20 protein-coding genes, 1 other RNA gene and 1 pseudogene are annotated in these 16,418 nt (G+C 69.0%); 5 read left to right on the top strand and 17 right to left on the bottom strand.

The window, feature by feature from the left end; translation table 11 throughout:
- The 8 genes from def to RMO04_RS03440 all read right to left on the bottom strand — a co-directional run.
- Window positions 1–433 (bottom strand): peptide deformylase (gene def / locus RMO04_RS03475; protein ID WP_309643403.1); only part of this gene is annotated, 433 nt, incomplete at its 3' end.
- A 15-nt stretch (window positions 434–448) separates the two neighbouring features.
- Window positions 449–1,720 carry a DNA recombination protein RmuC gene (locus tag RMO04_RS03470; protein WP_309643402.1) on the bottom strand — a complete coding sequence of 424 codons (1,272 nt, stop codon included), beginning with the start codon at window positions 1,718–1,720 and terminating at the stop codon, window positions 449–451.
- Between the two features lie 112 nt (window positions 1,721–1,832).
- A complete protein-coding gene (locus RMO04_RS03465; protein ID WP_309643401.1) occupies window positions 1,833–2,603 on the bottom strand; it encodes a hypothetical protein in 771 nt (256 codons plus the stop codon).
- Between the two features lie 46 nt (window positions 2,604–2,649).
- Complete coding sequence (locus RMO04_RS03460) at window positions 2,650–2,991, bottom strand: hypothetical protein (RefSeq protein WP_309643400.1); 342 nt, start codon at window positions 2,989–2,991, stop codon at window positions 2,650–2,652.
- Between the two features lie 114 nt (window positions 2,992–3,105).
- Window positions 3,106–3,708, bottom strand: a complete 603-nt coding sequence (gene recR / locus RMO04_RS03455; RefSeq protein WP_309643399.1) for a recombination mediator RecR — start codon at window positions 3,706–3,708, stop codon at window positions 3,106–3,108.
- A 125-nt stretch (window positions 3,709–3,833) separates the two neighbouring features.
- Entirely contained in the window at window positions 3,834–4,406 is a 573-nt protein-coding gene (locus tag RMO04_RS03450) for a redoxin domain-containing protein (protein WP_309643398.1), read from the bottom strand.
- A 9-nt stretch (window positions 4,407–4,415) separates the two neighbouring features.
- Complete coding sequence (locus RMO04_RS03445; protein WP_309643397.1) at window positions 4,416–5,096, bottom strand: cytochrome c biogenesis CcdA family protein; 681 nt, start codon at window positions 5,094–5,096, stop codon at window positions 4,416–4,418.
- Between the two features lie 20 nt (window positions 5,097–5,116).
- Window positions 5,117–5,551 carry a DUF2147 domain-containing protein gene (locus tag RMO04_RS03440; protein WP_309643396.1) on the bottom strand — a complete coding sequence of 145 codons (435 nt, stop codon included), beginning with the start codon at window positions 5,549–5,551 and terminating at the stop codon, window positions 5,117–5,119.
- Window positions 5,552–5,698: 147 nt separating this feature from the next.
- Here RMO04_RS03440 and RMO04_RS03435 point away from each other — a divergent pair, with 147 nt between their 5' ends.
- Window positions 5,699–6,376 (top strand): TetR/AcrR family transcriptional regulator, encoded by a 678-nt coding sequence (locus RMO04_RS03435; RefSeq protein ID WP_309643395.1) that lies wholly within the window; start codon window positions 5,699–5,701, stop codon window positions 6,374–6,376.
- A gap of 18 nt (window positions 6,377–6,394) precedes the next feature.
- Here the strand turns inward: RMO04_RS03435 and RMO04_RS03430 are convergent, their stop codons facing one another.
- From RMO04_RS03430 to ffs, 3 genes are all read right to left on the bottom strand, one after another.
- Complete coding sequence (locus tag RMO04_RS03430; protein WP_309643394.1) at window positions 6,395–6,721, bottom strand: YbaB/EbfC family nucleoid-associated protein; 327 nt, start codon at window positions 6,719–6,721, stop codon at window positions 6,395–6,397.
- A 12-nt stretch (window positions 6,722–6,733) separates the two neighbouring features.
- Window positions 6,734–8,542, bottom strand: coding sequence for a DNA polymerase III subunit gamma/tau (locus RMO04_RS03425; RefSeq protein ID WP_309643393.1), 1,809 nt, complete (start codon window positions 8,540–8,542; stop codon window positions 6,734–6,736).
- A 22-nt stretch (window positions 8,543–8,564) separates the two neighbouring features.
- Window positions 8,565–8,663, bottom strand: an RNA gene (gene ffs / locus RMO04_RS03420) — signal recognition particle sRNA small type.
- A gap of 60 nt (window positions 8,664–8,723) precedes the next feature.
- Between ffs and nudC the strand changes: the two genes are divergently transcribed.
- Together nudC and RMO04_RS03410 are read left to right on the top strand one after the other, a co-directional pair.
- Complete coding sequence (nudC, locus tag RMO04_RS03415) at window positions 8,724–9,650, top strand: NAD(+) diphosphatase (RefSeq protein WP_309643392.1); 927 nt, start codon at window positions 8,724–8,726, stop codon at window positions 9,648–9,650.
- A 77-nt stretch (window positions 9,651–9,727) separates the two neighbouring features.
- The gene (locus tag RMO04_RS03410; protein ID WP_309643391.1) at window positions 9,728–10,198 is read left to right on the top strand and encodes a VOC family protein; all 471 of its coding nucleotides are present in this window, start codon (window positions 9,728–9,730) and stop codon (window positions 10,196–10,198) included.
- Here the strand turns inward: RMO04_RS03410 and RMO04_RS03405 are convergent.
- The 3 genes from RMO04_RS03405 to RMO04_RS03395 are packed head-to-tail and all read right to left on the bottom strand — an operon-like array spanning window position 10,195 to window position 12,083.
- A complete protein-coding gene (locus RMO04_RS03405) occupies window positions 10,195–10,503 on the bottom strand; it encodes a hypothetical protein (RefSeq protein WP_309643390.1) in 309 nt (102 codons plus the stop codon). The two genes, RMO04_RS03410 and RMO04_RS03405, sit on opposite strands and share 4 nt — an antisense overlap.
- A complete protein-coding gene (locus tag RMO04_RS03400; RefSeq protein WP_309643389.1) occupies window positions 10,504–11,349 on the bottom strand; it encodes a prephenate dehydratase in 846 nt (281 codons plus the stop codon). It lies immediately after the preceding gene.
- A complete protein-coding gene (locus tag RMO04_RS03395; protein ID WP_309643388.1) occupies window positions 11,346–12,083 on the bottom strand; it encodes a 3-deoxy-manno-octulosonate cytidylyltransferase in 738 nt (245 codons plus the stop codon). Before RMO04_RS03395 ends, RMO04_RS03400 begins: the two co-directional genes overlap by 4 nt.
- A 137-nt stretch (window positions 12,084–12,220) precedes the next feature.
- Here RMO04_RS03395 and RMO04_RS03390 point away from each other — a divergent pair, with 137 nt between their 5' ends.
- The gene (locus tag RMO04_RS03390) at window positions 12,221–12,925 is read left to right on the top strand and encodes a cytochrome c family protein (protein ID WP_309643387.1); all 705 of its coding nucleotides are present in this window, start codon (window positions 12,221–12,223) and stop codon (window positions 12,923–12,925) included.
- 6 nt (window positions 12,926–12,931) lie between these two features.
- Here RMO04_RS03390 and RMO04_RS03385 read toward each other — a convergent pair whose 3' ends face one another.
- Together RMO04_RS03385 and RMO04_RS03380 are read right to left on the bottom strand one after the other, a co-directional pair.
- A complete protein-coding gene (locus tag RMO04_RS03385; protein WP_309643386.1) occupies window positions 12,932–13,759 on the bottom strand; it encodes an NlpC/P60 family protein in 828 nt (275 codons plus the stop codon).
- Window positions 13,756–15,135, bottom strand: a pseudogene (locus RMO04_RS03380) (leucyl aminopeptidase family protein). The gene RMO04_RS03385 and the pseudogene RMO04_RS03380 overlap by 4 nt, the downstream one beginning before the upstream one ends.
- 108 nt (window positions 15,136–15,243) lie before the next feature.
- Here RMO04_RS03380 and RMO04_RS03375 point away from each other — a divergent pair.
- On the top strand, window positions 15,244–16,086 hold the full coding sequence (locus RMO04_RS03375; protein WP_309643385.1) for a tetratricopeptide repeat protein: 843 nt from the start codon (window positions 15,244–15,246) through the stop codon (window positions 16,084–16,086).
- Between the two features lie 83 nt (window positions 16,087–16,169).
- On the opposite strand, the gene RMO04_RS03370 is transcribed toward RMO04_RS03375, so the two are convergent.
- The coding region (locus tag RMO04_RS03370) for a hypothetical protein (protein ID WP_309643384.1) at window positions 16,170–16,418 on the bottom strand (249 nt) is incomplete at its 5' end.

Genomic DNA, 16,418 nt, shown 5'->3' with positions numbered 1-16,418 from the left:
GCACGCCTTGCAGGTGGTCCATCTCGTGCTGGATGCAGACGGCGTAAAGGCCCTCGGCATCCTCGATCACTTCATCGCCTTGGTAGTTCAGGTATTTCAGCTTCACCTTCGAGGGACGATCCACCTCGTCGAAGATGTCCGGGACAGACAGGCAGCCTTCTTCGTAGGGCTGGGCGTCGTCGGAAGACCACAGGATCTCGGGGTTCACGAAGTAGCGCGGGGCCTTTTCCTCGTCGGGACCGGCCAGGTCCATGACGATCACCCGCTTGGGCACGCCGACCTGGATCGCGGCCAGGCCAATGCCGGGAGCGTCGTACATGGTCTCCAGCATGTCATCCATGAGCGCGCGCAGCTCATCGTCGACCTTCTCCACAGGCTGAGACACCTGCTTGAGGATCGGATCGGGGACGACGAGGATTTCGCGTAAGGCCATGAGAACGCAGGTAGGTCAGCGACCCTTGGCCGTCAAGGCGGCGACTTGGCCCGCCTCGTCCGGATTGAAGTCGGCGGCGAGCTTGGTCAGGGCCCGAACCCCGCCATCGACGGCGGTCAGCTCCGGGAGTTCACGGTCCTCATGGTCGACCTTCAGGTCCTCGAAGCGGCGGGCCTGGGTCATGACCTGGGTCTCCAGCGAGCCCACGAAGGCGTTGTACTTGCCCACAGCCTGCTCCAACGCCTTGCCGACCGAGGCCGCGTGGCCGCCCATAACCGACAGGCGCTTGTACAGTTCGCGGCCGAGCTTGGAGATCTCCTGGGCGTTGGCCGCCTGCTCCTCCACCCGCCAGCCGTAGACCACGGCCTTGCACAGGGCGAATAGCGTGGTGGGCGTCACCACCAGCACCCGGCGGTCCATGGCCTCGCTCATCAACTCCGGCGACCGCTCAAGCGCGGCGGCCAGGAAGCTGTCGCCCGGGATGAACATGGCCACGAAGTCGGGCGAGCCCTGGTTGAACTGATCCCAGTAGGTCTTGGCCGACAGGCCGTGCATGTGGGCGCGCACGCTCTGGGCGTGGCGGACGTAACAGGCCTCGCGGACGGTCTCGTCGACCGCGTCCTGGGCGTCAAGGAAGGCGTTGAGCGAGCACTTGGCGTCGATGACGAACACCGCCCCGCCCGGCAGGCGCACGGTGACGTCGGGCCGGCGGCGGCCCTCCTCGGTGTCGGTGGAGGTCTGTTCGTCGAAGTCGTAGCGATTGTGCAGGCCCGCGGCCTCCAGCACGTTGCGCAGGGTCTGTTCCCCCCAGCGGCCCTGGACGCCGGCGCCGCGCCGCAGGGCGGCCGACAGCTTGCGGGCCTCGGACTGCGTGTCGACCGACGCCTGCATCAAGGCGGCGATCTGGGCCTTGAGCCCTCCGCTCTCCTCGGCCCGGCTCTTTTCGACCGCGACCACCTGCTCCTGGAACTTGGCCAGGCTCTCGGCCACCGGCTTGAGCTGCGCCTCAAGCCGCGCCTGGGCCAGTTGTTCGCGGTTGTGGAAGGTCTCGTCGGCCCGCTTCAGCACCTGCTCGGCGATGGCGTTGGCCGCCTCGCCCTGCAGCAGGGCGGCGTTCTTGGCGCCCATCTCCTCGATCACCTTCACCCGCACGGCCGCGTCCCGCAGGGCGTAGGCGCGAGCCTCGGCGCGATTGGCCCGCCCACGCTCCATCAGCGCCCAGGCCAGCAGGGGCAGGCCCACGATCAGGGTCGCGACGAGGATCAACAGCAGGGTCTCGAAGTTCATGCTCCGTTCTTTAGCCGGAGTCGGGGCGGAGCGCACGCTCTACGTCCCAATCACTCGGCCACGAAAAAGCCCCGGCCTCGCGGCCGGGGCTCTCTCGATTTCGACGCGCGACTTAGAAGGCGCGCGGCGTGGGCGGTGCGGCGGTGGAGACGCCGCGATCGTCGTCGCGGTTCGCCTCGTCGGCGACCCGCGGCTCCGGGTCGCCGCCCTGGGCGAACGATCGGTTTTCCCGATACAACTGGCGTTCGCGGGCGACCTCGTCGGCCGTATAGGGCTGGGCGCTCTCCACGAAGCGGCTCCAGCCCGACTGGCGGTAGGTCTCGCCACGGGTCAGGGCGTCGACGCCGCTGCGGCCTTGCAGGATCTGTTCGATCCGGTCGGCCTCGTCGTCATGGGCGCGAACGCTGACCAGGGTCCCGCCCCGCCGGACGCCCTCGGAGTAGACGTTGGCCTCCTCGTCGGAGTGGCCGGCTTCCTTGAGCGCGCCCAGCAGGCCGCCCGTGGCGCCGCCCGCCGCGGCTCCGATCGCCGCGCCGACCGCCGTCGACACCAGCCAACCGGCCGCGACCACCGGACCTAGGCCCGGAATGGCCAGCATTCCGAGGCCCGCCAGCAGCCCCGCGCCGCCGCCGATCAGACCGCCCGTGGTGGCGCCCTTGCCGGCCCCGTCGGCCACGTCGTTCTCACCATCGCCATTGGCGTCGCCCAGCGGGCCGCCCGCGCCGGGTGCGCCGCCGGGATGCTTGTGTCCGGCATGCCAATTGTCGGCGTTGTTGGAGACCAGGCTGATCTTGTCGTGATCGATGCCGGCGGATTCCAGGTCCTGGACGGCGCCCAGGGCCTCGGTGTGGCTGTCGAACAGCCGGGTTACGGTTCTCGTCATGGTGTTTTCTCCGATTGGCTTGTTCTTTGAAGGAAATTCCGCGGGCCTACTGGGCCGTGACCACGCCCTTGTAGTCGACGGACACGGTCGTCTCAGCGCCGCTCTTGGTGGCCTTGGCCTGCCAGATGCCGTCGGCGTTCTGGGTCAGCGCGCCCACGCCCGTGTATCCGGCGCCTTCGATGGCGGAGCGGGCCTGAGCCTCCGTGAACGAGTTGGCGCCGGGGGTCGGGGCCGCCGCGTCCGTCATGGGCGTGGCGTCCACCGCCGTATTGCCTGGCGCTTCGGCCGGGGAAACCGCCGGGGCGACGGCCTCAGCCTCTGTCGTCGTGGTCGCAGGCTTGTCGCCGCACGCCGCCAACAGCGTCGCCGCGGTGGCGACACTCAACATTACTCTTATCATTTCAGATGATCTCCAGCTCGTATGCTGGTGCAAGGCGCTGGAGGGGTGTTGGTTCCTGAAAAACCGGCGCTCTCTACTCACAGAGCCGTGCAAAGGCCACGCTTAGGCGGGTCGCCGCGCTCGCATGGCCTGGTTGATCGTGCCGTCGTCCAGCCAGTCCAGCTCGCCGCCCACAGGGACACCCCGAGCGAGCATGGTCACCGCCACGCCCGCCCCCGCCAGCCGCTCGGCCAGATAGTGCGCGGTGGTCTGGCCGTCGACCGTGGCCGGCAGAGCCAGGATCACCTCGCGGATCGCCTCGGCCTGGGCGCGGTTGACCAGCGGTCCGATCTTCAGCGCGTCGGGTCCCACTCCGTCCAGCGCCGACAGCAGACCGCCCAGCACATGGTATCGGCCCCGGAACGCCACGGCCCGCTCCATGGCCCAAAGGGCGCCCACCTCCTCGACCACGCAGATCAGCGCGCCGTCGCGGCTCTCGTCCGAACAGATGGCGCAGGGGTCCTGGGTATCCAGCGAACCGCAGACTGAGCAGGTCCGCACCCGCTCGGCGGCCAGGGTCAGGGCCTCGTTCAGCGGCACCAGGAGCTGGTCGCGGCGCTTGAGCAGGGCCAAGGCGGCGCGTCGGGCCGACCGGGGTCCCAGCCCCGGCAGCTTGGAGAGCAGCGAGATCAGCCGCTCGATCTCAGGTCCGGCGGAAGCGGCCACGTCATCTCCGATCAGCTTTCGGCGCGCGGCCGACTCGCGCACGAAGGTGGGGTCGAACCCAGGCTCGGCGCAAGCCGCCGCGCGAAGCTGCTTGATCGCCCCCTATCTGACCGTCGCCGACGGCGTCACCGGGTCAACACCGTCTGGATCAATCGCTCGATGGTGGCGTACTCGCCCTCGCCTTCGTGGCGCATGACAATCCGCCCGCGTTGGTCGATCAGAAACAGCGACGGCCAATACCGCACGCCGTAGGCGTCCCAGGTGGCGTGGTCCGTGTCCAGGGCGATCGGATAGTCGACGCCGTAGCGGGCCGCCGCGGCGGCCACGCGCTCGCGCTTTCGTTCGTGGGGAAACTCGGGGCTGTGCACGCCGATCACCGCCAGGCCGCGCTCGGCGTAGGCGGAATGCCACTTTCGAACGTGCGGCAGCGTGCGAACGCAGTTGATGCAGTCGAACGTCCAGAAATCGAGCAGCACCGGCCGCCCCGCCAAACGCGAGAGCGCGAGCGGCTCACTGTTCAGCCATCCCTCAATGCCTGTGAGCTCCGGAGCCGGACCGCGGTCGCCGAGGACCAGGGGCTCCTCCCCCGCGCGCTCGAAGGAGGTCAGGGCCGACTGGGCCCAGACCACCGCGCCGGTCGCGCCCAACGCGCCAAGACCTGCGGCGGCGAGCAGAGCGCGACGAGATATCGAGACCATTGCTGGCTCCTATGTGAAAAGACTGGTGAGCCAGACCGTCGCCAGGACGTCGTACTGACTGTAGATCGCCGCCGCGACGGCGATGACCAGCACGCCGAACACCCGCCGCAGACCGTCGGCGTGCCGTGCAACTTGGCGCGCTTGCGTGGTGGCGGCCTGGCCGCCATAGGCGATGGCCAGCATCGGAAGCCCCGCGCCGACCCCATAGGCCAGCACAAGCCCTGCGGAACGCGAAAGGCTCTCGGCGCTGGCCACGAGAGTCAGGATGGCCGCGAGAATCGGACCCGCGCAGGGTGTCCAGATCACCCCCAGCGACATCCCCAGCAGAAGAGCGCTGGTCAATCCGTCATCGGCCCTGCCGGACCTGAAGCCGAACTGGGTGAGCGGCGCAGCCAGGCCGGCCAGCTTCTCGAATGGCCTTGGCCAGACCAGGGCCACGCCCAGCAAGGCGATGAAGACGCAGGCGATCGTGCGCAGGATGTCCGGAGACAGGCCCAGCGACCGCGTCAAAATCCCGAGAAAAAGCGCCGCGACCGAGAACGAGGCGACAAACCCCCCGACGATGGCGACCGGCCGAAGCGGGTTGGTCGAGCCGACCGACGCGCCCAGCACCAGCGGCAGGACCGGAAGGATGCAAGGCGACGCGGCGGTCGCGAGGCCCGCGAGGAAGGCGAGCGGCAGGTCTAGCATTTGCAGGACTTCGCCTGAACTCAGCGGGCGGCGGCAGGCGCTGGCACGCGCGTCCAGTTCTGAGTCTTGCCGATCAGCGGGGTCCCGACATAGGGCCGAACTTCAAGATTGCCGTTGGGCAGGGGCCGCACGATGCAGTCGTAGGTCTTGCCGTCCTCGCGATTGAAGATCTTTCCCTGCCACTCCGCGCCCGACGGCTTCAGGTCGCTGATCAGCCGCAGCCCGACGCCCGCCGGCGCCGCCGCGGCCGGCGCCTTCTGATCGCTCATCGAGCGGTTGGCCAACACCCGCACCACGTCGCCGCACAGGGCCGCCCCGCAGGGTTGGATCTGAACCTCGACATTGCCGCTGGCGGTCAGGAACCGACCTTGGGGCGAGGCGGGCGCAGCCACTGACATCGTGGGCGCGAGGGCGAGGACGAAGGCGGCCAATAGGGAAATGCGACGCGAGATCATGTGAGCTCCTGACGTGATGTATGCATTGCTTACATTTCGCGCCACGGCGGTCAAGCGAAATGTAGTCACTGCATACATATGGTCGGAAAAGCGCCTGGAACGTGGGCCGGGCGTGGCGATTGGAACGCTCAGACCCTATGGTGGCCCATGACCTCGACCGATCACCCGGCGTCGGCCCAGCCGCGCGCGACCTATCATCATGGTCGACTTCGCGAGGCCCTGATCGAGGCCACCGTTAGCCTGGCCCAGGAAATCGGGCCCGAGCAGGTCAGCCTGCGAGAAGTGGCCCGCCGGGCGGGCGTCTCGCCCGGCGCGCCGTTCCGTCACTTCCCGACCAAGGCCACCCTGATGACCGCGGTGGCCGAAGAGGCGATCGGTCGAATGCGCGCCGAGATCAACGAGGCGCTATATGCCGCCGCGCAGGAAGACCCTCTGGTTCGCTTCAGCGCCATCGCCGCCGGCTATCTACGCTTCGTGCTCCGCAATCCGACCCACTTTCGAATCCTCTCGGACCGCCGGTTGCTGGAGTGGTCCGAAACCCTGAAAACGGAGAGCGCCGCCGCCCAGGCTCAGATGAGCGACGCCCTGAGCGAGGCCATCGCCAAGGGTTTGCTGCGCCATGATGACCTGCGGGGCATGCTGCTGGACGCTCGCGCGATCTCGTATGGCGTGGCGCGCACGTTCGTCGACGGACAGATGCTGACCTGGGGCGTCACCGACCAGGAGGTCGAGGCCGAGATGGAGGCCGTGCTCCGCCGGTTCGTGCAAAGTCTGGCGATCGAGCCTGGCGCTCACGACCTGAGCGTGTTGAGCCTGACCAGATAGCCTGGCCAAGACACCAAGCTAGAACTTCGGCATGCCGGGAATGCCCAGGCCGGCCAACGGGCCCGCGGCCTCGCGCATCAGTTCGGACTGCTGGGCGTCCAGCTTGCGCTTGGCGTCCGCATGGGCGGCCACGATCAGGTCGGAGATCACCTCGCCCTCGCCGGGCTGCAGCAGGGTTTCGTCCAGCTCCACGCCGGAAAGCTCGCCCGTGCCCTTCAGGGTCACCTTGACCATGCCGCCGCCCGACGTGCCGTCGACGACCAACTCCGCCAGCCGCGCCTGCGCGTCGGCCAGCTTCTGCTGCATGGCCTGGGCCTGCTTCATCAGGCCGCCAAGGTCTTTCATCTCAAGCTGCTCCTAGTCGTCTTCGTCTTCGTCCGGCGCGTCGGACATCGGCGCGACCTCTGGGACGGGTAGGTTTCGAACGCTGACAATCTCCGCGCCGGGGAAGGCGCTCATCACCGCGACGATGAAGGGATCGGCCTCGATCTGGACGCGGACCTCGCGCTCCTCGCGCTTCTGTCGTTCCCAGGCGCTCTCGGCCCCGCCGCCGCCCTGGGCGGCGATCAGCCAGGGCTGGCCGGTCCACTCCTTCAGCCGGCCCACCAGGCGCTGCGCCAGGTTGATCGGCGCGCCGGGCGCGGGTTCGTACTCGATGGCGCCCGGCCGGAAGCTGATCGGCCGGACATAGCGTTCGACGTCGAGGCGCAGGGCGATGTCGCGCTTCTTCTCGATCAGGGCGATGACGTCGGCGAAGGATTGCAGGGTCGGGACCGGCTCACTGGCCTCCGGCTGGGGCGCCACCCGGCGGGCCTGGGCGTTGACCGCCCCGCCGCCGATGCCGCTGGCCGACATCGCGCCGCCACCACCACCGCCGGAGGGCGCAGGTCCGCTGGAACCGCCGCCGGGCAGGGTCTCTCCGGACTGGAGCCGCTTCAGCGCCTCTTCCGGTCCGGGCAGGTCGGCGGCGTAGGCCAGGCGGATCAGGGCCATGTCGCAGGCGGCCGCGGCGTCGGGCGCGCGGCGCACCTCGTCATGGCTGCGCAACAGCATCTGCCAAACCCGCGACAGGGTGCCAGCGGAGACCGCGGCGCCGATGGCCGCCAGCCGTCCGGCCTGCTCCTTCGGCATGATGAGGGCCTGGGGCCCGATCGCCTTGGCCACCGCCGCGCCGTGGGCGTGGTCCAGAAGGTCCAACATCACCTGGTCGGGCCCGGCGCCGAAGCCGTAGAGGGTGCGGAAGGTTTCGATCGCGGGCCCGGCCTCGCCACGCATGACCTGTTCGAACAGGGTGATCGTCTGGGCCCGGTCGGCCAGGCCCAACATGTCGCGGATCGAGGCGGCGGTGACGGTCTCGCCGGGCTCGGCCTGGACGATGGCCTGGTCCAGCATCGACTGGGCGTCGCGCACCGAGCCTTCGGCAGCGCGGGCGATCAGCAGCAGGCCCTCGGCCTCGACCCGCGCGCCCTCGTTCTGGGCGATCATCTCCAGGTTCTTGACGATCACCTCCGGCTCGACCCGGCGAAGGTCGAAGCGCTGGCAGCGCGACAGGATGGTCACCGGCACCTTGCGGATTTCGGTGGTGGCGAAGATGAACTTGGCGTGTGGCGGCGGCTCTTCCAGGGTCTTCAGCAAAGCGTTGAACGCTGCCGTCGACAGCATGTGGACTTCGTCGATGACGTAGACCTTGTAGCGCGCCTCGACCGGGGCGTAGCGCACCCCGTCCAGCAGCTCGCGCATCTCGTCCACCTTGGTGCGGCTGGCGGCGTCCAGCTCCAGCACGTCCATGTGCCGGCCCTCGATGATCGCCTTGCAGTGGCGGCCGTCGACGGTGAGGTCCAGGCTGGGCTGATGAACCGTGTCGCTCTCGTAGTTCAGCGCCCGGGCCAGCAGCCGCGCCGTGGTGGTCTTGCCGACCCCGCGGACCCCGGTGAGCATGAAGGCATGCGCGATGCGGCCGGTGGCGAAGGCGTTGCGCAGGGTGCGCACCATCGCCTCCTGGCCAAACAGGTCCTCGAAGGTCCTGGGCCGATATTTTCGGGCGATGACGGTGTAGGCGGCCGAGGGCTCGGCGGGGGCGGCAGGTTTCGGGCCTGCGGGCGCGCCGAACATGTCGCTCGTGTCGGGATCGCGTTCGACTGTCTCGGGTTCGTCTTCGTCGGCCATTGGCGCCCGAGGGTAAGGATTTGGGTGGAGACCGAACGACGACCCGGAGCGAAACTCGTTGCGGCTGCTTCCTTCCGGACCTGACCGGGTTGGCGAGGCGTCCGCCCGTCGCCGATCTCCACCCCCTATATCGCGGCCTTGAGGGTCGCGCGCAAGCGCCAGCGCAGCTACAACGCGACGCATGCCTCTATCCGCCTTCCAGAACACCTTCGCCGGCAACCCGCTGAACCGCGCTAGCGAGAAGCGAACCGACACCGCATGGCTGGCCGAACAGCTCCGCTCCGACGAATCGCTCGCCGTGGCGGTCTGGAACGGCAAGCCGTTCGTCGAGACCACCAAGGACGGCGGCCTGCAGATCGCCTACCTGCCGGCCAGGATGGCCGAGGAGCTGTCGGGCGGCCCTGAGCGCCTGCTGTTCCTGGGGCTGTGGCAGGAGACCGCGGTCTTCGCCGTGGACCTTGAAGGCGGGGCCGATCCCGCCGATGGACCGCTGTCGGGCTTGGGGCGGTTCGAGGACCTGCGCGCCGTGGCCATGCGCCTGCCCCACACGGACGCGGCGATCATGGCCACCTCCAAGCAGATGTTCGAATGGCGCCGGCGCCATCGCCACTGCTCGGCCTGCGGTGAACAGACCGAAGTGGTCGAGGGCGGTTGGAAGCGCGCCTGCCCCGCCTGCAAGGCCGAGCACTTCCCCCGCACCGACCCCGTGGTCATCATGCTGGCGGTGCACAAGGACCGCTGCATGCTGGGCCGCCAGGAGATCTGGCCCAAGGGAATGTTCTCCGCCCTGGCCGGCTTCCTGGAGCCCGGCGAGAGCATCGAGGAGGCCTGCGCCCGCGAGCTGCACGAGGAGGCAGGGCTGAAGACCCTCAGCGTCGCCTACCACTCCACCCAGCCCTGGCCTTATCCGTCCTCGCTGATGATCGGCCTGATCGCCCAGGTCGAGGACGACAACGCCACCCCCGACCAGACCGAGCTGTCGGAGGTCCGCTGGTTCACCAAGCAGGAGGCCCGCGACGTGCTGGCCGGCAAGGGCGACGGGGTCAACGCGCCAGGCGGGATGGCTATAGCCCACCAGCTGTTCAAGGCCTGGGCCGAGGCGGACTAGGAAAATCCCGCGGCGAGCTGTCGGGACCGCGGCTGCACAGCCGTCCTTAGGGCAAATCGCCGTCAAAGGATGACCCCATGAAGCCCTTCACCACCTCCCTCTGGTTCGACGGAAAAGCCGGAGAGGCCGCCCAATTTTACTGCTCGGTTTTCGAGAATTCGAAGCTGGGCAAGGTCACGCCCTATCCCGAGGGATCGAAGGGCGAGGCCGGCAAGCCGATGACCGTGGAATTCGAACTGAACGGTCAGAAGTTCGTCGGCATCAACGGCGGGCCGCAATTCACGTTCGATGAGGCCATATCGTTCCAGATCCACTGCGCCGATCAGGCCGAAGCCGACCACTACTGGGCCAGGCTCACCGAGGGTGGCGAAGAAGGCCCCTGCGGCTGGCTGAAGGACCGCTTCGGCCTGTCCTGGCAGGTCGTCCCCGACGGCTTGATGGAGTTGTTGAGCGACTCGGACCCCGCCAGGGCCGCGCGCGCGAGCGCGGCCATGATGGAGATGACGAAGATCGACATCGACAAGATCAGGATCGCCGCGGCGGGCTAGCGCCGCCCGGTCTCGAGCACCACCGCCACATCCTCGCCCTTGCGGGTGCGGCGGTCGGTGCGGGCCGCCTCCAGGGCGTCGGAGAGCTCCCGGGCGAATCGGCCGACCTCGCGATCCAGGCGGCCGACGACGCGGATGGTATAGGGCGGGACCAGATCGCTGACCCCTGTCCCCCAGATCATCGAATCCACGAAGGCTGGAATGCTGGTCCCATGCCCCGGCAGGGCCTGGATGGCGTCCTTCAGCAGGGCCGTGAAGACCTTGGTGGTGGTGCAGTCCGCGGCGTTGAGCTCGATGATCTTCATCTAGCCGCGTGACCGGAACGGGTCGGCCGGATAGACGCCCAGGATCTCGAACTCGTCGGAGAAGAACCGCAGCTCCTCGAAGGCCAGCGCCAGGCCGCGATCCTCGGGGCGGCCGTCCACCTCGGAATAGAAGAAGGTCGCCGTGAAGGCGCCGTTCTCCATGTAGCTCTCCAGCTTGGTCATGTTGACCCCATTGGTCGCGAAGCCGCCCATGGCCTTGTACAGCGCCGCCGGCAGGTTGCGGACCCGGAACACGAAGCTGGTGACGCAAGGCGTCGTGAAGGGCGGCGGCGGCGGGTCCTTGTCGGCCGTCATCACCAGGAAGCGGGTGGTGTTGTTGTGCTCGTCCTCGATGTCCCGGGCCAGGATCTCAAGTCCGTAGAGTTCGGCAGCCAGCGCCGGGGAGATCGCCGCCCGCGTCGGGTCGGGCTCGGCGGCCAGCAGCTTGGCGGCCAGCGCCGTGTCGCCCACGGCCTGGGTTTTCAGCTTCAACCGCCGGATGGTCTTGCGGCACTGGACCAGCGCGATGGGCATGGAGGCCACCGTCTTGACGTCCTCCAACTTCACGCCCGGATTGGCCATGAGCTGGAAGTGGATCGGCTTGAACCGCTCGCCGATGATCTTCAGACCCGAGGACGGCAGCAGGTGGTGGACGTCGGCCACCCGCCCGGCGATGGAGTTCTCCACCGGGATCATGCCCAGTTGGCAGTCGCCGCCCTTCACGGCCTCGAACGCCTCCTCGAAGGTGGCGTGCGGGACCGGCGTCATCTCGGGAAACGCCGCGACGCAGGCCTCATGGCTGTTGGCGCCCAGCTCGCCCTGGAAGGCGATCCGTCCCTTGGTCATGGGTTCATCCTTGCGTACTGCCTTGCACGTTCGAGGTCGGCGGGGTTGTCGACCGAGATCGGCGCCTCGTCGATCACCGCGGCCCAGATGGTCATGCCCATCTCCAAGGCGCGAAGCTGTTCCAGCCGCTCGCGCAGCTCCAGCGGCGAGGGCGGGCTGTTTGTGAACCGCTCCAGCGCCTCGCGCCGATAGCCATAGACCCCGTGGTGCAGCCAGACCGGCGCGTCGCCATAAAGCACCGAGCGGGTGAAATAGAGCGCCCGGCCGCTGCGGCCGTCCGGCGCCATGGCGGCGACGACCTTGGGAATGTCGGGATTGGTCCGCTCGGCGGGATCGGCCTCGGCGACCATGACGGTCGAGAGATCGCATGCCTCCCGCTCGGCCAGGAGGCTGGCGGCGGCTCGCACCACCGACGGCGCCACAAAAGGGATGTCGCCCTGCAGGTTGATGACCACGTCATGGGCGCCGCCAGGGTCGAGCTGGTTCAGCGCGGCGATGATTCGGTCGGAGCCCGAGGGCAGGTCAGGATCGGTCAGAACCGCCTCCCCGCCCGCCGCGCGCACTGCGTCCACGATCTCGACGTCGCCCGCGGCGATGGCCACGGGGCCAATACCGGCGGCCTGCGCCTGGCGCAGCACACGGACGATCATCGGCACGCCTTCGATGTCCGCCAAGGGCTTACCGGGCAGCCGGGTGGCCGCCATGCGCGCGGGGATCAGGACGATCGGGTTCATGTGCGTCCAGGAGCGACCAACTGGCCGGTTGCGCGGGCGGCGGTAGCGTGTAAGAGAGCCGGGCGCAATAAGGGGCGGGGATTCCCGCGCTTACGCCGGTCTTCGGGCCGGCTGTTAAGAGGGCCGATTTCAAGACTATGAGCGACCTTACGTTCAACAAAGTCGCTGGCGCTGTGCTGGCGACCGGTCTGGCCATTGTCGGCCTTCGCGAAGTTTCAATGGGCGTGTTCGCCTCCCACGAAGTCGAAAAGCCCGGCTATGCGATCGCCGTGGTGGAAGACACCGGCGGCGGCGCTGTCGCCGAGGCGCCGATCGACTGGGGCACGGTCCTACCGGTCGCCGACGTGAAAGCCGGCGAGGCGGTGTTCGCCAAGTGCAAGTCCTGCCACACCATCGACGCCGGCGGCGCCAACGGCACCGGCCCGAACCTGCACGCCATCCTGGGCAAAAAGCCCGGCACGCACGCAGGCTTCGCCTACTCGTCGGGCATGGTCGAGCACGGCGCCGCGGTCGGGACCTGGCAGTTCAACGACCTGAGCGAGTTCCTCAAGGCGCCGCAGAAGCACATCGCCGGCACCAAGATGACCTTCGTGGGCCTGAAGAAGCCCGACGAGCGCATCAATGTGATCGCCTATCTGAACGCCCAGGGCTCGAACCTGCCGGCGCCCGCGCCGAACCCGGTCGCCGCCCCGGCTCCCGCCGCCGAAGGCGCCGCACCGGCCGAGGCTGGCGCGCCGACCGCGGCTCCGGCTGGCGCTCCCGCCAACGCCGCGGCCGTGCCTGCGGCTCCCGCCGCGGCTGGCGCAGCCCCCGCCAAAAAAGGCGGCGAGCTAACCAACTAATGAGGGTCAGGGCCGACGGTACGCCGTCGGCTCACCTACCCCGCCGGCGACATAGCGCGCCCTCGCCTGAGCCAGGGGCTCGATGGCGGTGGCCATGTGGAAGGCGTTGGCGTGGATGATCCGCGTTTCGTCCAGCATCATGGCCACGTGGCCGTTCCAGAACACCAGGTCGCCCCGCGCCAAGGTCTCGACCCCCGCCCCGATGGCTTCCTGCTGATCGGTGTCGCGGGGAATGGCCTTGCCGCAGGCCAGCAGCGCCTGTTGCACCAGTCCGGAGCAGTCCACCCCCAGGCTTTCGCGCCCGCCCCAGAGGTAGGGCGCGCCCAGGAACCGTTCGGCCACCGCCACGGGATCGGTCTCGAAGACGCCGACGGGTGTCAGGTGCGCCTCGACGAACCATCCTGAATTGACCGCCTTGGCGAAGCGCCCTTCCCGGGCTTCGACGGCGACCAGCGAATTGATCGAGTACGGGCCCAGCGCGCGCGACTTGATGCTGGGCTCGGCGAAAGCGTAGGTGCGGATCGCGCTGACCCGGTGAGTGGCCGCCGGGCCGGGTTCGCCCAAGGCCACCGTCTCCATGAAACCGACATAGCCGTCGCGGCGCGCCTGTCCCCAGGCATAGCCGTCGGCCTCGTCCAGCATCTCGAAGATCTCGCCGAACAACAGCTGATCGACCTGCTCGGCGGCGGGATCGGCCGCCCGGCGCAGGGCGGCGGCAGGGACCACCACCTTCATCGGCCGGGGATCGACATAGGCGTCGGCCGCCACCACGCCCTCCAGGGCCCGGCTGGCGAGGTCGGGCCGCGCCGGGGTCACGCGAGGGTCGCGGATCATGCGAAGCGGTCCCGGATCATGCGGTAGAGGGCGCGGATCGCCTGAGCCTCGCCGCCCGAGGTGAAGCCCGGCCGGCTCCGAGGGTTCCACGCGAAGATGTCGAAGTGCGCCCAGGGTCCGGGGGGCGCGAACCGTTGCAGGAAAAGAGCCGCCGTGATCGAGCCGGCCTGGGCCCAGGCGTCGGAGTCGTTCTTGATTTAGGCGATGTCGCTGTCGAGGGCGTCGACAAACCCCTTCCACAGCGGCATCCGCCACATGGGGTCGGAGACGGCGGTCATGGCCGCTTCGATCTGACCGGCCAGGGTCTCGTCGTCGGTATAGAAGGGCGGCAACTGCGGCCCCAGCGCCGCGCGCGCGGCCCCGGTCAGGGTGGCGAGGTCGAGGGTGAGCGCCGGCTCCAGTTCGGCGGCCCGGGTCAGCGCGTCGGCCAGGATCAGGCGGCCCTCGGCGTCGGTGTTGCCCACCTCGATGGTCAGACCCTTGCGGCTGTCGAGGATGTCGCCGGGCCGCATGGCGTCGCCGGCGATGGCGTTCTCGACCGCCGGGATCAGCACGGCCAGCCGAACCGGCAGCTTGGCGGTCATGATCATGCGGGCCAGCGCCAGGACGTGGGCCGCACCGCCCATGTCCTTCTTCATGTTGCGCATGCCGGCCGAGGGCTTGATGTCCAGGCCGCCGGTGTCGAACACCACACCCTTGCCCACCAGGGCGATCAGCGGGTGGCCGGCCTCGCCCCACGACATTTCGATCATCCGCGGACAGCGGGCGTCTACCGCCGCGCGGCCCACGGCGTGGACGGCCGGATAGTTGGCTTCCAGCAGGTCTTCTCCGGCGATCACGGTGATCGTCGCGCCATGCTGTTCGGCGATGTCGCGGGCGATGGCCTCGATCTGCAGCGGGCCCAGGTCGTTGGGCGGGGTGTTGACCATGTCGCGGGCCAAGGCGCAGGCCTGGGCGATGCTGCGCACCTCGGCGACATCGACCCCGTCGACCACCAGGCGTGGCCGCGGCGAGCCCTTCTTCTTGTAGCGATCATAGCGGTAGCTCCCCAGCGCGAAGGCCAGCGCGATCAGGTCGGGCGCGAATTCCGGCGGCGCCGAGGCGATGCGGAAGTCGCCGGCCGGCAGCCGGGCTGGCAAGGCGCGGAAGGTCATCGGGTCACTGGAAGCGCCCAGGCCGAACAGCACCCGGTCCAGGCCGCCGGCGGTGTCGGGGACGACCAGGGCCTGCCCGGCCTTGGCCTTGAACTCCGAGAGCTCGGCGAAGGCCTTCACGAAGGCCCGGCGGCCGGCGAGAAATCCTTCCAGGTCCTTCTCGTACAGGGCGTGGACGGGAACGGCCGCGCCATGCGTGTGCTCGACGACGACTTCGGTCATGACGCTCTCCAGCGCCCGTGACTGAGCGCACTTATGCTTAACGCTTCCTTTAAGCGGGCGGGGGATGCTGGCGGCCAAACATCCGGAGCCCGTGAAATCATGTGTCGCATGTCGACGCTCGCCGCAACCGCCCTGGGCCCTGTCCTGGCGCTCGGCCTGCTCGCTTTCGGATCCCAGGCCCAGGCCCTGCCCTGGTCCAAGGCCAAGCCCAAGGCGGAGGCCGCCGCCGTCAAGGCCGCCCCCGCGACCGCCCAGCCGCGCCGCAAGGCCACGGCCGCCGAGCGCGCCGCCGTCGGCCGGATGGACCCCCTGGCCCGCGCCGCCTTCTGGGGCCGCGAACTGGAGATCGACGCCGCCGACGCCGAGGCCGGGGTGCAGCTCTCCCAGGCCCTGCGCGGCATGGGCAGCTACGACGACGCCGTCGCCGCCGTCCAGCGCACCCTGGCGGTCGCGCCGGACAACACCGAGGCGCTGCTGGAGCTGGCCAAGGCGCATGTCGCGCGCGGCCAGGGGTTCTACGCCATCGACCCCGCTCGCCGGGTGGCCCAGCTGAACCCGCGCGACTGGCGCGCGCCCTCCCTCCTGGGCGTCGCCTATGAACAGGCCAAGCGCGACGACGAGGCCCTCGCGGCCCATCGCCTGGCGCTCAGCCTGGCGCCGGACAACCCCTCGGTGATCTCGAACCTGGCCCTGTTCCAGGCCACCCACGGCCAGTCGGCGGAGGCCGAGGCCCTGTTGCGCAGAGCGATCGCCCGGCCCGGCGCGCCCATGGCGGTGCGCCAGAACCTGGCCCTGGTCCTAGGTCTCCAGGGCCGTTTCGACGAGGCCGAGAAACTGGCCCGCCAGGACCTGCCGCCGGAACTGGTGGACAACAACATGGCCTGGCTGCGCGCGGCGACCTCCACCGCGCCGGCCAGCCGCTCCTGGCAGGGCGTCACCCGGCCGCAATAGGTGTCAGGGTCGTGAACTCAGGCCACGCCAGGTCTGTTTCCGACCCATAGCGGTCATCCTCCACCCCCAGGGCATGAGCGATGTCATTGGGTACTCCGGCCTGCTAAGCTTGCCGCAGACACCTCGACGATGCGGGCTCCGCTGAACGGGTGACGGTAACAACAACAATGTTGAACTCGCTTCTCGCTGTCGAAGACGCCCAGGCGCTCGCACAGGCGATAGTGAACACCATCCATGAACCTTTCCTCGTCTTGGATGCGGAACTGCGGGTCGTCGCCGCCAGCCGGTCGTTTTACGAAACCTTCCGGGTTGATCCCGCCACGACGCGGGAC

Origin of the sequence: Phenylobacterium sp. (genome assembly GCF_031412415.1) — a bacterium.
GTDB lineage: Bacteria > Pseudomonadota > Alphaproteobacteria > Caulobacterales > Caulobacteraceae > Phenylobacterium.
Note: the sequence above shows the minus strand (reverse complement) of the source record. Positions and strands in the feature narration are given on the sequence as shown.

Bases quoted from the DNA above. Each gene is read 5' to 3' on its own strand.
- RMO04_RS03425 (WP_309643393.1), bottom strand. From the start codon at position 8,542: ATGGCCGACGAAGACGAACCCGAGACAGTCGAACGCGATCCCGACACG.
- RMO04_RS03460 (WP_309643400.1), bottom strand. From the start codon at position 2,991: ATGTTGAGTGTCGCCACCGCGGCGACGCTGTTGGCGGCGTGCGGCGAC.
- RMO04_RS03405 (WP_309643390.1), bottom strand. From the start codon at position 10,503: ATGAAGATCATCGAGCTCAACGCCGCGGACTGCACCACCACCAAGGTC.
- RMO04_RS03395 (WP_309643388.1), bottom strand. From the start codon at position 12,083: ATGAACCCGATCGTCCTGATCCCCGCGCGCATGGCGGCCACCCGGCTG.
- RMO04_RS03375 (WP_309643385.1), top strand. From the start codon at position 15,244: ATGTCGACGCTCGCCGCAACCGCCCTGGGCCCTGTCCTGGCGCTCGGC.
- RMO04_RS03390 (WP_309643387.1), top strand. From the start codon at position 12,221: ATGAGCGACCTTACGTTCAACAAAGTCGCTGGCGCTGTGCTGGCGACC.
- nudC (WP_309643392.1), top strand. From the start codon at position 8,724: ATGCCTCTATCCGCCTTCCAGAACACCTTCGCCGGCAACCCGCTGAAC.
- RMO04_RS03450 (WP_309643398.1), bottom strand. From the start codon at position 4,406: ATGGTCTCGATATCTCGTCGCGCTCTGCTCGCCGCCGCAGGTCTTGGC.
- RMO04_RS03465 (WP_309643401.1), bottom strand. From the start codon at position 2,603: ATGACGAGAACCGTAACCCGGCTGTTCGACAGCCACACCGAGGCCCTG.
- RMO04_RS03385 (WP_309643386.1), bottom strand. From the start codon at position 13,759: ATGATCCGCGACCCTCGCGTGACCCCGGCGCGGCCCGACCTCGCCAGC.
- RMO04_RS03470 (WP_309643402.1), bottom strand. From the start codon at position 1,720: ATGAACTTCGAGACCCTGCTGTTGATCCTCGTCGCGACCCTGATCGTG.
- RMO04_RS03400 (WP_309643389.1), bottom strand. From the start codon at position 11,349: ATGACCAAGGGACGGATCGCCTTCCAGGGCGAGCTGGGCGCCAACAGC.
- RMO04_RS03445 (WP_309643397.1), bottom strand. From the start codon at position 5,096: ATGCTAGACCTGCCGCTCGCCTTCCTCGCGGGCCTCGCGACCGCCGCG.
- RMO04_RS03430 (WP_309643394.1), bottom strand. From the start codon at position 6,721: ATGAAAGACCTTGGCGGCCTGATGAAGCAGGCCCAGGCCATGCAGCAG.
- RMO04_RS03410 (WP_309643391.1), top strand. From the start codon at position 9,728: ATGAAGCCCTTCACCACCTCCCTCTGGTTCGACGGAAAAGCCGGAGAG.
- RMO04_RS03440 (WP_309643396.1), bottom strand. From the start codon at position 5,551: ATGATCTCGCGTCGCATTTCCCTATTGGCCGCCTTCGTCCTCGCCCTC.
- RMO04_RS03435 (WP_309643395.1), top strand. From the start codon at position 5,699: ATGACCTCGACCGATCACCCGGCGTCGGCCCAGCCGCGCGCGACCTAT.